The sequence below is a fragment of the Clostridium sp. BNL1100 genome (genome assembly GCF_000244875.1).
Classification (GTDB): Bacteria; Bacillota; Clostridia; order Acetivibrionales; family DSM-1351; genus Ruminiclostridium.
The window spans coordinates 2,059,314-2,072,396 of the sequence record NC_016791.1 but is presented as its reverse complement, the minus strand read 5'-3'; the positions used below and the strand labels follow the sequence as shown (position 1 = coordinate 2,072,396).

The following is a 13,083-nucleotide window of genomic DNA, read 5'->3' as shown; positions in this document are numbered from 1 at the left end:
CCCTTTAGATGTTTCATTAATTAAATACCTTACCTGTATGTGTTTAAAACTCTGTCATATATGTCCTCAATTGCCCTGAGGCCTCCTCTGTAACCTGCATAACCGCAATTCAGAATCAGACGGTATGTAACAGGTGCACTGACAATAAGGAGATCAGCTTTTATGTCGTTTGCCAAATCTCTGTCCCATCCGCTTCCCAAAATCAAAGCTCTGTTTTTCTGTTGTTCCTGCCTGATTTCCTTCTGAATTTCGCCCCCGTCTATTGAAAATGCTACTGATGAAGTCCTAAAGTCAGATATTTTTAAAAACTGTTGTTCAATCTGTTTTCTGTATATTTCGGGAGTATCATCAATAATAAATTGCTTTGCAGGAATTATTCCAAGCTCATTGAGTAGAAACTTTGAGAAACCCAAAGAATATGATGCATCAAGTATGGTATAGAACCTCCTTGGAAGGCCATACCTGAATTCCAGCATAAAATCAGCTGTTCTTTCAATAAATGAATAGTATTTTTCTTCTTCACTTTTTATAAAGGCCTCTGCCTTTGTCTTATCAAGATTCCCAAATTCCGCAACATCTCGTAAGAATCTTGTTGTCTCTATACCCCCGATAGGAAGATACGGAAAATGCAAATAGGGTGTCCCGTATTTTTCTTCCAGATGCTTTACTATTCCAAGGCCCGTCCAAGCACCTGCAAGTATATTAAATTCCGCCTGAGGAATTGTTTTCCATTCACTAACTCCGTTGGATTCATTTCCGAAAAGTATATTTACTTTAAGGCCTATACCTTCAAGGATTCTTTTGAGTTCTTCAAGATTGCCATTCCAGTATGGGTCCTGATAAGGAACCGTTGCAAAAACATTTACCAGATTTTTTTGGGTCTTTTCCCCTTTATAATTGATATCCACATACTGGTCAATTATTGCATTTACTACTACTTCATGACTTACATAATTATTGCTCTTAAAACCTCCTGTTTCAGCAAATACTATAGGCTTTCCCTGCTGTTGGTACTCTGCCGTAACTCTCCCCACATCGTCACCAACAATATCAGAGGTACATCCTGTAAGTACAACATACAGATCACCGTCCATTACCTTTAATGCTCCGTCAATTACATTTCTCAGCCTTTCTTCTCCACCGTATACCACATCTGCTTCACCGGTATTTGTACATGGAATGTTATTTCCTCCTGCATAGCCTTCTCCTTGGCCAATTATATCGCTTACCTTGGCACTGCAGCCCGGGCCGGCATGCAAAATGGGAACACCTCTTTTGATGGCAACAACTGTCTGCTGAGCTCCTATGGCACAAGAATATCTTGGCTGTTCAATAAACTTCAACATGTACATTACCTCCGAGAAATGAAAATGGGTTCTGGTCAAGCCACCATTTTGTATATGGCATTGAGCTGTACTTTGCTAAATTTGAAACAAATTCTCTGTTATCAAGTGTTTCTAATATTCTTTCAGCATAATTAAGAACCCCCTGATATCCGAAGCCAAATTGTTCATCTCCTATGAGTAATGTAGGTATTCCCAGCTTTGCCCCCCAGAGCGTCATTCCCCCATGCCTTGCAATCATAATATCCGGCCTCATCCTGTTTAAAATATTTACAAGTTCAAAAGCCTGCTTATTGCAGACATTGTAATTATGCACATCACCATATGTGTTTATTGTATGTAGCAGAGTGTCAGAATCAGGCTCACCATTATCATAAACAGGGTCATGGTGAAATATGGCAGCCCCCTGTACAGATAAACCAAGCTCTCTTAAGAGAGCAATCAAAGCATGACCGTGGGATGCTCCTGCTGTAACGTAAGCTGTTTTACCCTTTAACTTATCCCTGTATTCTTCAAGCTTGAGAATAACTCTTATATGCTCTTTGACGATTATTTTTTCTACTTCTTCCTGTCTATCCAGTACCTTACCCAATTCTCTCATCCACTGGTCAGTACCGCTAATACCATATGCCGGAGGTGCCTTAATTTCAGGTACCCCGTATATCTCCTCTAAAGCAGCCCCGAAATAAGTTCCCAGAGTAGGGCATATCTGAATAGTTGCAGCTGCCTCCGATATGTATTCCAAATCGGCAATAGTTGAAAACGGTACTATATAGTTGGGTTCGTAGCCCAAGGGCTTTAAAAGCTCGTCAAAAATATGAGAACCCCAGAAGTTGATTATGTTTACCTTATTACTCTTTTTTCTAGGTGGTTTTACTATTTTACGTACTATAGAATGGTAGGCAGAATCAAAACCCGTAGTCCATATTTTAGACCGGAACCCTTCGCAGAAACAAGCTACTATGGGAATTCCAAGTTCATCAGTCAAATTGTTGGCAACTGACTCTACATCATCCCCTATGATGGAAGAGGCACAGGAGGTAGTTATAAAAACAGCATTTGGTTTAAGCCTTGTATATACCTCCCTTATAGTTGCTTCAAGCTTTTGGGTAGCTCCGAAAATAGTATCCTTTTCTTCGATATTTGTATTAAAGTATCTGCCTATTGCAGGAGGCAGATTTCTTTCCATCTGCCCTACCCGGTACGTGAAATTGAAACCAAAAAAATCCCCCGAGCAACCTACTGGTGCATGATTAATAACAACTGCATCTTTTATCATTGACAGTTGGCAGAATGCATTTCTGGAGCTGCAGCCCATACACTGACTGAAGCTTCTTGATTTATCCTGCAAATTACCTGCTCTGGCACACCTTACAAGCTCCCCGGCAGTTCCTTCAAAGCCTGTTATGGAACCTAACCGCACCTCTCTTATCTGAACCTCCGGGCTTTTCATATTTATGTTGCTCAATTTTTCCAGTCTCCTTTATTATAGATTTCCTGCTGCAACCGTTCTGATTTCACCTGTTTCAAGAGCCAGCAAATAATCACCCCATCTTGCAGCCCAATTTCTTAGTTCCTTCACATCCAGTGGTGATGGTACCTTTGACTCCTCGTGTCCTGCAATTTTTGCAGCTAAAGCTTTATATATTTTTGCCTGTTGTGAGTCAGGGGCAGCCTCAATGGTGGTTTTTCCTTGTAATTCACTTTGAGTAACTGTTACCGACCTTGGTACATATTCAACTACCTGTGTATGAGTCTGTTTTGCAAAATCGTCGATAATATCCTTTGCATAAGGTGCATTTATAGAATTTGCTATGACACCGCCAAGTAAGGCTCCCCCTGAATTGGAATACTTATGTATTCCCTTAAAAAGGTTGTTAGCAGCGTAAACTGCCATAAAATCAGCCGATGAAACCGTGAAAACATGTTCCGCAATTCCTTCTCTTATTGGAACGGCGAACCCACCGCAAACAACATCTCCAAGAACATCATATATAACAAAATCCAAATCAAGCTCTTCAAAAATATTCTGCTGTTTGAACAGCTGAACCGCTGTAATAATACCTCTTCCTGCACATCCCACGCCCGGAGCCGGGCCGCCTGCCTCTACGCAGTAAATACCGTTAAATCCTTCAAAAATAACTTCGTGGGCCTTTACTGTGTTTTTTTCTCTAAGAGTGTCTAAAACTGTGGGGATGTAGTTTCCGCCCCTCAGTGTATTTGTTGAATCACTCTTGGGGTCGCAACCAAACTGCATTACTTTGTATCCTGCTGCCGAAAGAGCGGCACTTATATTTGAAGTTGTAGTTGATTTGCCAATGCCCCCTTTACCATAAATTGCAATTTGTTTGATTTTTTTAGCCATTTTTAACCTCCCAATATTAGCTTTCTGTCTTTATATTTAAAGTTTCATTAACTTTTTCAAGAACCTGTTCTATAAGACCTACAGCACAAAAGGCCCTTATTTGCGCCAACGTCAGAGCCTGAACGGCGCCTAAACCTATTTGCGCAGCGGCCACAGCTTTACAGTCTTCAAGTAGTGTGACAACATACTGCATGGATGCTTCACTATGCTCTCCCGCTTTGCAAGCAGGAAACGTGTTTCTTCTTTCAACAAACTTCCATCTACCCGTTTCATCATTCTCAAATATCAAAAACTGCCTGCAGTGGCCGAAATGCTGATTTACCACCTTACCGTCACTGCTGGCTATTGCTATTTTATAAGCCATATTAGCCTCCTGATTAGTTGTTTACTCATTAGCCATGTGAAAAGGTTTCCATGGGAAAATCATAGAGTAGATTTCCAAGCTCCTTGCCCTTACCCGGAATGCCACATGCATCTGCCCTGCATTGCCTGCAATGTCTGAAAACATTCAGGTATTTTCCTGCCCACTCTCTGGCATTGTTCAATTCATTGCAATCAGGTGGTCTGAAACTTTTCATTTCATGCTGCGGAATAAGTGGAATTATATTTATAATGGATGCCCCGGCTTTCAAGACCACCCGTGCAATTTCTTCGATATGCTCGTAATTTAAGTCCGGTATCAGTACAGTATTTACCTTTACTGCTATGCCTTTACCGCTCAGTTTTTCTATCCCCTTTATTTGTTCTTGTATGAGCTTTTCAGCCCCCTCATAGCCATTTAAATAACTGCCATTCCAAAATATTCCTGAACAGATATTCTGCAGAATTTCCGGCTCCACAGCATTTACTGTAACCGACACCATTTTTATACCTGCATTAATAATTCTCTCGGAGTATTTGTCAAGCATAAGACCGTTTGTACTAAGGCATTTAATTAAATCAGGGTATTCAGTGTTCAACATTTCAAAAGTCTCAAGAGCATCAGCTGTAGCAAGTGTTTCTCCGGGGCCTGCAATACCCACCACGCTTATTTCAGGACAAAGTTCCAAAGCTTTAGCTACTATTTTAATCGCTTCCTTGGGCGTAAGTACTTTTGCTGCAACACCCGGTCTGTTTTCAATTTTATTTATACATCTTTTGCAAAATTTACACTGAATGTTACATGTAGGACTAACAGGCAAATGTATTCTTCCGTATTTAAAATGTGCCCTTGCACTAAAACACGGGTGTTTTCCCAAAAGATGATTAAATTTTTGATCAGTTTGAATTTCTTCAATTTCAACCTTGCAGCAGTTTGTCATAGTGCCGCCCCCTTTATGTTTATATACAATAAAAAAAGCCAAGCAAAACCAACAATGGTTTTAACTTAGCCTCTAATTTTTTTAGTCAACTAAATCTATATCATTAAAAATAAGTATGTAAGAAAAATTATTCTATTATTTTACCCTGACCTTTTCATTTTTTTCCAGTTGTATCAGATTTCCATCCTGAAAAACCAGAGTGATTGAGCCATACCTTAGAGATTTGGCCATATCATATAGCTTTTGGATATCTTGTTCTGAGATTGGTACTTTCAATTGCTCAATACTTTGCTGTTGTTGACTCATAATAGCACCACCTTTTTTTATTTCTTTTAAAAATAATAAATCCTAGTAAAATTATAATTCATATATGTTTGATATGTTATTGATAGTATATTACGACTTGAATTATTTGTCAATAGTTATATCAAATTATTCAAACAAAAAGCACTCCTCTTAATTATAAGGAATGCCTATATATTTCATTATATTATTTTTTAAATTTCTCATATAAATCAGGTCTCTTTTCCCTGGTTCTATCCAATGACTGCTGCATTCGCCATTTCTCTATATTTGCATGATGTCCTGACAATAATACGTCAGGAACTTTATTTCCATTGTAATCTGCAGGCCTTGTATACTGAGGATATTCCAGTAATCCATTGAAATGTGACTCGTCACTGAAAGAGCCTTCCGTTGACAATACTCCCGGGATAAGCCTGCTTACGCAATCAATAAGTACCATAGCCGGCAGCTCGCCGCCTGTCAGTACATAATCTCCAATAGAAATTTCTTCGTCAACTATTTCTTCTATTATGCGTTCATCTATACCTTCATAGTGTCCGCACAAAAGAATAAGATGTTCTTGGGTTGAAAGCTCTTTGGCCATTTCCTGAGTTAATACTTTTCCCTGTGGACTCATGTATAGTACTTTAGGCTTTTGCTCCCTTCCTTCTGTTATGGCTTTGTAGGCATCAATAACAGGCTGGCACATCATTACCATTCCATTGCCTCCGCCAAAAGGATAGTCGTCCACTTTCTTATGCTTGTCTTTTGAATAATCTCTGATATTTACCGCATTTATTTCAACAAGGCCGTTTTTCTGGGCACGCCCGATAATGCTTTCTCCCATCACGCTAACAAATAATTCTGGAAACAGCGTCAGTACGTCAAATTTCATTAATCAAGCAGTCCTTTCGGTAATATAACTGAAATTTTTCCTTCTTCAATGGAAATTTCTTTCACGACACTCTTTAGTGCAGGTATGAGAATTTCTTTTGATTCAGAATCTCTTACAACATATACATCATTACTGCCTGTCTGTATTACATCCTTTAATTCTCCAAGAAGCTGATTGTTTTCGTCATAAACCTTCAGGCCGATAATATCTGTTATAAAAAATGAGTTTTTAGGAAGCTTTACAGCATTTGCCCTGTCCACTTTAATGTAAAAGCCCTTCAGCTTTTCAGCTTCTTCAATACTGTCTATGCCCTCAAATTTTATTATAACAAACTGCTTAAAAAATTTAACACCGCTTATATTGTACTTTTCAAGACTGCCATTTTTATCTATATAAACCCATTTTAGTTTTTTAAACCTCTGAGGATCATCAGTTTGGGCTGTTGCCTTTAGTTCGCCCTTTACACCATGGGTATTTACCAATTGTCCTACAATCAAATATTCCAGCATATTGTCACCTTACCTTTACTGAAAATATAACTTTTTAAACGCAAGTAAAGGGGCTTATGCCCCTTATCTCACTGAATGATATCAACAACTACTCTTCTGTTATCCTTGACTGCAGCAGCCTTGACAACAGTTCTGATTGCTTTGGCAATTCTGCCTTGTTTGCCGATAACCTTGCCCATATCGTCTTTTGCAACTTTGAGTTCAAGAATTATAGACTTTTCATTCTGAATTTCATTTACAAAAACCTCATCCGGAAAATCCACAAGGGCTCTTGCAATACTTTCAAGTAATTCCTTCATCATATTAGCCTCCATGAGCCTAAAGCGGCTTTCGAATTGTAACTAAATGAATTCCTTTATTCTCAGTATGTAAGAGAATAAAAGAGGCTAACCCAGCCAAATAAAACACAAGGGCCTTTTAGCCCCTTTGTTTTATGCTTTAGATAATTATTCAACAATACCTTGCTTCTTAAGAAGTGACTTAACTGTATCTGTTGGTTGAGCACCGTTCTTTATCCATTTTTGAGCCTTTTCAGCATCAATTTTAATCTGAGCTGGTTCTACAACAGGATTATAAGTACCGATTTCCTCGATAAATCTACCGTCTCTTGGGTATCTTGAATCAGCAACAACTACTCTGTAAAAAGGGTTCTTCTTAGCACCCATTCTCTTTAAACGAATCTTTACTGCCATTTATTTTCACCTCCTTCAAAGGATTATAATCAAAATCATTTATCAAAAAGGCATCTTAAACTTTCCAAGCCCGCCTTTTTTACCTTTCTTGCCCATGTCACTCATCATTTTCATCATTTTCTTCATCTGTTCAAACTGCTTTAAGAGTGCATTTACTTCCTGTATGGTAGTACCGCTTCCGGCAGAAATTCTTTTCCTGCGGCTTCCGTTTATAATTGACGGATCCAGTCTTTCTTTTCTTGTCATTGACTGGATAATAGCTTCCGTACGTCCCATCTGCTTTTCATCAATATCTATGTCCTTCAAAGCCTTTGAGTCCACACCCGGCATCATGCCAAGCAAATCGCCGATAGGTCCCATTTTCTTTATTTGCTGCATCTGATCTAGAAAATCCTCCAGCGTAAACGTCATGGTACGCATTTTCTTTTCCAGTTCAATAGCCTTTTTCTCGTCATATGCTTCCTGAGCTTTTTCTATGAGACTGAGAACATCGCCCATTCCAAGTATTCTGGATGCCATTCTGTCAGGGAAAAACGGCTCAATATCGTTGAGCTTTTCACCCATTGCAGCAAATTTTATGGGCTTACCTGTAACAGATTTAACAGAAAGAGCAGCACCACCTCTTGTATCACCATCAAGCTTCGTAAGGACTACTCCGTCAATACCCAGCTTTTCATTAAAGGTTTCAGACACGTTTACCGCATCCTGACCTGTCATTGAGTCAACAACCAAAAGTATTTCGTGAGGTTTAACTGAATTCTTTATATTTAACAGTTCATCCATAAGCTTTTCGTCAATATGGAGTCTTCCCGCCGTATCAATTATAACCAGATCATGCTGTTTCATTTCTGCAAAGCTAACTGCTTCTTTAGCTATTTGCACAGGATTCTGATTGTTCTCCAGTGTAAATACAGGAATATTCAACTGATTTCCCAATACCTGGAGCTGCTTTATAGCTGCCGGACGATATACGTCACAAGCAACAAGCAAAGGGTTTTTACCCTGTTTTCTCAAAAGATTTGCAAGTTTTCCCGCCGTAGTGGTTTTACCTGCACCCTGAAGCCCTGCCATCATAAAAATTGTCGGAGGTTTTGGTGCAAATGTAACCTTACTTTGCTCCCTGCCGAGCAATTCTATCAGTTCTTCATGAACTATCTTAACTACCTGCTGTCCCGGTGTAAGGCTCTCTAATACATCAGAACCTACCGCTCTTTCAGATACTTTGCTTATAAATTCTTTAACAACCTTAAAGTTTACATCGGCTTCAAGCAGAGCCAGCTTGATTTCTCTCATCATATCCTTTACATCTTTTTCGGATACTCTGCCCTGTCCGCGAATTTTCTTTATTGTTTCCTGGAGCTTTCCTGACAAACCCTCAAAAACTGACATCTAAAAACCTCCAATCTGCTAAACAAAAGCCTGTATTATATATTATTTGCCAAATCTTCTATTTCAGTAATTACTTTTTTAATAATATCTGTGTTTTCTTTGCCCAATTCACCATGTTTAAGTTTCTTCATCATCTCAAGCACATTCTGTGCCTTTTGTTTTTGCTGTGAAAATTTACCCAGCAGTCCCAGTTTGTTTTCATACTCTATGAGCAGCGCCCTTCCGCGCTTTTCATTATCATATACACCCTGCCTGCTGATATTCAGCTGTTCTGCAATCTCTGTCAGAGTAAAATCATTGTTATAATGCAGATCAAGTATTTCGTACTGCCGATCTGTCAGGAGCTGTCCGTAAAAATCAAGCAGCAGTGAAGTTTCGTATATTTTATTCATATTAACCTCCATTAGTTGAATGCGGGGTTAATCAAATTCATTGTCAAGTATTTTTACTTTACAGCTTATTTTAAAACAATCATAGTATATTGTCAAGTATTTTTACTTTACAAATCTAGTCCGTACGTTTGCTTCTGTTTCGGACATAAATATGTTTAATTTTAGAATTATTAGTATCGCGTTCTTCTATTTCAAATTCTTTTAGCTTTCTTATCAGATGCGTCAGCTTGTAAAAACCAAAGTTTCGGGGATCAAAGTCAGGCTGCTTCTTGATAATAAGATTACCTACATCCCCGAGAAATGCCCAGCCGTTCTCATCCTCAACATCATTAATTGAAACAGATATTAAATTTATTATATCCTTACCAATGGATATAGTACCGCTCCTTTGTTCCTTCTCGGTTATTTCCTCTTTTTTGGCCCCATTATCAAATGTCCTGCTATTTTGAAGTGAGGCACTTATTATTTCAATATATGTAAACTTGTCACAAGCCGCTATAAAAGGACTGGGGGTTTTTCTTTCCCCTATGCCATATACTTTTTTACCTGCTTCACGTAGTCTGGTAACCAGTCTTGTAAAGTCACTGTCACTGGATATAATACAAAAACCTTCTACCTGATCTGAATATAAAATATCCATTGCATCAATTATCATAGCCGAATCAGAAGAATTCTTACCTGATGTATAGCTGTACTGCTGTATTGGCGTTATTGCATTCTCCAGTAGCACATTTTTCCAACCTGACATGGTTGGTTTTGTCCAGTCAGCGTAAATCCTTTTTATTGTAGGGGTACCGTGCCTGGCAATTTCCTCCATAATCCCCTTAACATTGCTATAAGGCACATTTTCTGCATCTATCAATACTGCAAGCCTCATTTCATCAGGACTCATTTTTCACTCTACTCCTTTCATTCATAAAATCACTTAACTTAATACTAGCACATTAAGCCCTTGTTTTGTATATAAAGTTGACTATTGCCTCTATTTTTCCCAAAAAATAATAATTACTCATTTTTAAAGATTGCACTGGTTTTTCTTATATGGTATCATATCTTATTAGCTGGTATTCATTATGAAACCAGACATGTTTTTATTAATTACATTTAATTCGACTTATATCCCATTAGGGAATGAGAACGGGGGTTGATTCTATGATGTACTTCATATCTGTTTTTCAAACTTAAATCTTTCTTTCTAAATTGTGTAAATGCAATATTTATTATTTTAAGGAGTATCAGCTTTTGTTACTTCTATTTTTGATGCTGTTTATGCTATGAATAAATGACATAAAACTTGTGTAACATGTTTACTGAATGGGGAGGAATTTTATTTTGAATAATCAGGAAAGAAAGTTTATGGGCGTCGAGCAATTATCATTAAGGAGTTTGGTAACTGGCTCTCTGGGTTCTTGTGTTATAACTGCAAGTTCCATGTATGTTGCTTTGAGAATGAGTGCCCTTCCATGGCCAACAATTTTTGTAGCGGTATTGTCAATGGGCCTTCTTAAGCTTTTTGGAAAAACGACTAACAATGAAATCAATATAACACAGACAGCAATGTCTGCAGGTGCAATGGTAGCAGGCGGACTTGCCTTTACTCTGCCCGGTTTATGGATTATGGGTATTTGGAAAGGGTCTGCAGGTTTTTCATCAAACTATATTAAAGTATTAGCCATAGCTGTTGCCGGTATGCTTTTGGGAAGCGTTACTTCCTACATTCTACGGTACAGATATATTGTAAAAAATGCTCTGCCCTTCCCTATCGGACAAGCTGCGGCAGAAACTATAAAGGCAGGCGACGAAGGCGGTAAAAAATCCGCTGTTCTTTTTGGAACAATGCTTATTTCAACGGTTTATACATTTCTAAGGGATCAGGTAAGACTAGTTCCTGATGCGTTTATGTTTAATAAAAACTCCAATCTTGGTGTATGGAATTCACCTATGGCAGTGGGTATGGGATACATTCTCGGAACACTTTATACAGGGGTTTGGTTTCTGGGAGCATTATTCTCCAACGCATTTATAATTCCATTCGGCCCAAAGCTGGGGTTATTTACTGATAAAACAGCCGCATCCTCATTTACAACCAGTGCAGGTATTGGACTTCTGGTAGGTACGGGCCTCGGTGTTTTAGTAGGGATAATATATTCATATGTTAAAAAGCTAAAAGGCAGACAAAAGGGTATTTACTCAGAAAAAGCCGAAAACTTTAAAAATAAAAATAACATTTTCAATCCCAGCAGGATTCTAATTGTATCAGGCACTGTTATTGCCTTCATTTTTACAGTTGCCGGCGGAATCCCGGTGCTGCCTTCTGTTTTACTGATTATAGGTATTTACGTTGTTTCCCTAATGGCTGCAACTATTACGGGGCAGACAGGTATTAATCCCATGGAGATATTCGGAATAATTGTTCTTCTGGCTATAAGGATTTTTGTTAAAATTGATGCCATGGATGCACTGATGGTTGCGGCATGTACTGCAATTGCCAGCGGCTTCTCCGGAGACTTATTCAACGATTATAAAGCAGGGCAAATGTTGGGAACCAACCCGAAAGCACAACTAATTTCTCAGATTGTTGGAGGCGTTGTGGGCACTGTAGTAGCTTCCCTTGCCTTGTTTGCCATTATCAATCAATTTGGTGAGGTAGGTTCGAAGACTGCTTTACCCGCTGCTCAGGCAGTAGGTGTCTCAGCTATGATTAATGGTATAGGCAATCCCATTGTTTTTGGTATTGCAGTGGGCATCGGGGCTGTTCTATATCTTTTTGGTCTTCCAACTGCTACTCTCGGTATAGGAGTTTTCCTTCCCTTTACAATCTCATCTGCAGTATTTATAGGTGGAGTAATAAGGTTTATAGCAGACCGTGTAAGAAGTAAATCATCATCTGATGATACAGGTACTGTTGCGGCCTCCGGTCTTCTTGGCGGTGAAGGTATAACAGGCGTGGGTATTGCTTTGGTTAAAATGTTTACAAGAGGATAATTTATTAATGAGGAGTGGTTTTGTGGGTAAGGTAATAGGGATTGACCTTGGGGGAAGTACTACCAAGATTGTGGGTTTTGACGGTAAAACAATGATTAGTCCTTTTCTCGTTCGTGCTAATGACCCAATTGCATCTGTTTATGGGGCTTTTGGCAAATTTCTTAGTATAAATTCATTTAAAATAGAGGACATTGAGCAGATTATGGTAACAGGTGTAGGTTCATCGTTTGTTGACAGCAGACTTTTTGGTATCCCAACAGCTAAAGTCGATGAATTTATGGCTATTGGTTTGGGCGGCCTGTTTCTAAGTAATTTGAAGAAGGCCATCATCGTAAGTATGGGAACAGGTACCGCACTTGTTAAAGCCGAAAATAATACAGCTGTACATCTGGGAGGAACCGGTATCGGCGGAGGTACACTCCTGGGTCTTTCTAACAGGATGCTTAATGTGCGACATTTCGATGAACTTATTGAGACAGCCGCCGGAGGCGATTTGTCTAACGTTGACTTAACTATTGGTGACATATCCAAGGAAGCTCTGGAAACCCTACCCAGCGAAACCACTGCATCTAATTTCGGGAAAATAAGTGACCTTGTAACAAAAGCAGATTTAGCACTGGGCATTATAAACCTTGTTTTTCAGACAATAGGTATGGTAGCTGTATTTAATACAAGAATTGATAATATAAGGGATGTTGTTCTCACGGGGAACCTTACAAACGTCCCACAAGCCCAAAACATATTTGATCAGCTTAGCGCATTGTATAATGTTAACTTTCAGATACCAGAACATGCAGAATATGCAACTGCAGTGGGTGCTGCAATATGCTTTAATACCGAAGGAATTTCAATGCGTGAAGTGTTGTAGATATACTTATACTAAAAAAGCAAAATGAGCCATTGTGCTCATTTTGCTTTTTTATATTG

Annotated in this window: 15 protein-coding genes; 2 read left to right on the top strand and 13 right to left on the bottom strand. The window is 38.8% G+C overall.

The annotated features are described in order from the left end of the window. Positions 1–29: 29 nt before the first annotated feature. The 13 genes from CLO1100_RS08665 to CLO1100_RS08610 form a co-directional block, all read right to left on the bottom strand. Complete coding sequence (locus CLO1100_RS08665; RefSeq protein WP_014313381.1) at positions 30–1,346, bottom strand: nitrogenase component 1; 1,317 nt, start codon at positions 1,344–1,346, stop codon at positions 30–32. Then, positions 1,330–2,811: a nitrogenase component 1 gene (locus CLO1100_RS08660; RefSeq protein ID WP_014313380.1), complete on the bottom strand. Its 1,482-nt coding sequence runs from the start codon at positions 2,809–2,811 to the stop codon at positions 1,330–1,332. The genes CLO1100_RS08665 and CLO1100_RS08660 overlap by 17 nt, the downstream gene beginning before the upstream one ends. 18 nt (positions 2,812–2,829) lie before the next feature. Further along, positions 2,830–3,708, bottom strand: coding sequence for a nitrogenase iron protein (gene nifH / locus CLO1100_RS08655; protein ID WP_014313379.1), 879 nt, complete (start codon positions 3,706–3,708; stop codon positions 2,830–2,832). Between the two features lie 16 nt (positions 3,709–3,724). Beyond that, a complete protein-coding gene (locus CLO1100_RS08650) occupies positions 3,725–4,072 on the bottom strand; it encodes a NifB/NifX family molybdenum-iron cluster-binding protein (protein ID WP_014313378.1) in 348 nt (115 codons plus the stop codon). A gap of 28 nt (positions 4,073–4,100) precedes the next feature. After that, the gene (locus CLO1100_RS08645) at positions 4,101–5,009 is read right to left on the bottom strand and encodes a radical SAM protein (protein WP_014313377.1); all 909 of its coding nucleotides are present in this window, start codon (positions 5,007–5,009) and stop codon (positions 4,101–4,103) included. Positions 5,010–5,144: 135 nt separating this feature from the next. Beyond that, positions 5,145–5,315, bottom strand: coding sequence for a YezD family protein (locus tag CLO1100_RS20225; protein WP_014313376.1), 171 nt, complete (start codon positions 5,313–5,315; stop codon positions 5,145–5,147). A gap of 184 nt (positions 5,316–5,499) precedes the next feature. Continuing rightward, positions 5,500–6,189 (bottom strand): tRNA (guanosine(37)-N1)-methyltransferase TrmD, encoded by a 690-nt coding sequence (trmD, locus tag CLO1100_RS08640; RefSeq protein WP_014313375.1) that lies wholly within the window; start codon positions 6,187–6,189, stop codon positions 5,500–5,502. After that, complete coding sequence (gene rimM, locus CLO1100_RS08635; RefSeq protein ID WP_014313374.1) at positions 6,189–6,698, bottom strand: ribosome maturation factor RimM; 510 nt, start codon at positions 6,696–6,698, stop codon at positions 6,189–6,191. Before rimM ends, trmD begins: the two co-directional genes overlap by 1 nt. Positions 6,699–6,766: 68 nt before the next feature. After that, positions 6,767–6,997 (bottom strand): KH domain-containing protein, encoded by a 231-nt coding sequence (locus CLO1100_RS08630; protein ID WP_031341788.1) that lies wholly within the window; start codon positions 6,995–6,997, stop codon positions 6,767–6,769. Positions 6,998–7,144: 147 nt separating this feature from the next. Continuing rightward, the gene (gene rpsP / locus CLO1100_RS08625) at positions 7,145–7,390 is read right to left on the bottom strand and encodes a 30S ribosomal protein S16 (RefSeq protein ID WP_014313372.1); all 246 of its coding nucleotides are present in this window, start codon (positions 7,388–7,390) and stop codon (positions 7,145–7,147) included. Positions 7,391–7,432: 42 nt separating this feature from the next. After that, positions 7,433–8,779, bottom strand: coding sequence for a signal recognition particle protein (gene ffh / locus CLO1100_RS08620; protein ID WP_014313371.1), 1,347 nt, complete (start codon positions 8,777–8,779; stop codon positions 7,433–7,435). A 35-nt stretch (positions 8,780–8,814) separates the two neighbouring features. Further along, a complete protein-coding gene (gene ylxM / locus CLO1100_RS08615; RefSeq protein WP_014313370.1) occupies positions 8,815–9,171 on the bottom strand; it encodes a YlxM family DNA-binding protein in 357 nt (118 codons plus the stop codon). Between the two features lie 115 nt (positions 9,172–9,286). Then, positions 9,287–10,063: an NYN domain-containing protein gene (locus CLO1100_RS08610; RefSeq protein ID WP_014313369.1), complete on the bottom strand. Its 777-nt coding sequence runs from the start codon at positions 10,061–10,063 to the stop codon at positions 9,287–9,289. Positions 10,064–10,503: 440 nt separating this feature from the next. Between CLO1100_RS08610 and CLO1100_RS08605 the strand changes: the two genes are divergently transcribed. Beyond that, positions 10,504–12,156, top strand: a complete 1,653-nt coding sequence (locus CLO1100_RS08605) for an OPT/YSL family transporter (RefSeq protein WP_014313368.1) — start codon at positions 10,504–10,506, stop codon at positions 12,154–12,156. 22 nt (positions 12,157–12,178) lie between these two features. Continuing rightward, positions 12,179–13,024: a type II pantothenate kinase gene (gene coaW, locus CLO1100_RS08600; RefSeq protein WP_014313367.1), complete on the top strand. Its 846-nt coding sequence runs from the start codon at positions 12,179–12,181 to the stop codon at positions 13,022–13,024. Positions 13,025–13,083: the final 59 nt, after the last annotated feature.

Excerpts from the sequence above, each read along its gene's own strand:
- CLO1100_RS08665 (WP_014313381.1), bottom strand. The coding sequence starts at position 1,346 with ATGTTGAAGTTTATTGAACAGCCAAGATATTCTTGTGCCATAGGAGCT.
- nifH (WP_014313379.1), bottom strand. The coding sequence starts at position 3,708 with ATGGCTAAAAAAATCAAACAAATTGCAATTTATGGTAAAGGGGGCATT.
- CLO1100_RS08650 (WP_014313378.1), bottom strand. The coding sequence starts at position 4,072 with ATGGCTTATAAAATAGCAATAGCCAGCAGTGACGGTAAGGTGGTAAAT.
- CLO1100_RS08645 (WP_014313377.1), bottom strand. The coding sequence starts at position 5,009 with ATGACAAACTGCTGCAAGGTTGAAATTGAAGAAATTCAAACTGATCAA.
- CLO1100_RS20225 (WP_014313376.1), bottom strand. The coding sequence starts at position 5,315 with ATGAGTCAACAACAGCAAAGTATTGAGCAATTGAAAGTACCAATCTCA.
- trmD (WP_014313375.1), bottom strand. The coding sequence starts at position 6,189 with ATGAAATTTGACGTACTGACGCTGTTTCCAGAATTATTTGTTAGCGTG.
- rimM (WP_014313374.1), bottom strand. The coding sequence starts at position 6,698 with ATGCTGGAATATTTGATTGTAGGACAATTGGTAAATACCCATGGTGTA.
- CLO1100_RS08630 (WP_031341788.1), bottom strand. The coding sequence starts at position 6,997 with ATGAAGGAATTACTTGAAAGTATTGCAAGAGCCCTTGTGGATTTTCCG.
- rpsP (WP_014313372.1), bottom strand. The coding sequence starts at position 7,390 with ATGGCAGTAAAGATTCGTTTAAAGAGAATGGGTGCTAAGAAGAACCCT.
- ffh (WP_014313371.1), bottom strand. The coding sequence starts at position 8,779 with ATGTCAGTTTTTGAGGGTTTGTCAGGAAAGCTCCAGGAAACAATAAAG.
- ylxM (WP_014313370.1), bottom strand. The coding sequence starts at position 9,171 with ATGAATAAAATATACGAAACTTCACTGCTGCTTGATTTTTACGGACAG.
- CLO1100_RS08610 (WP_014313369.1), bottom strand. The coding sequence starts at position 10,063 with ATGAGTCCTGATGAAATGAGGCTTGCAGTATTGATAGATGCAGAAAAT.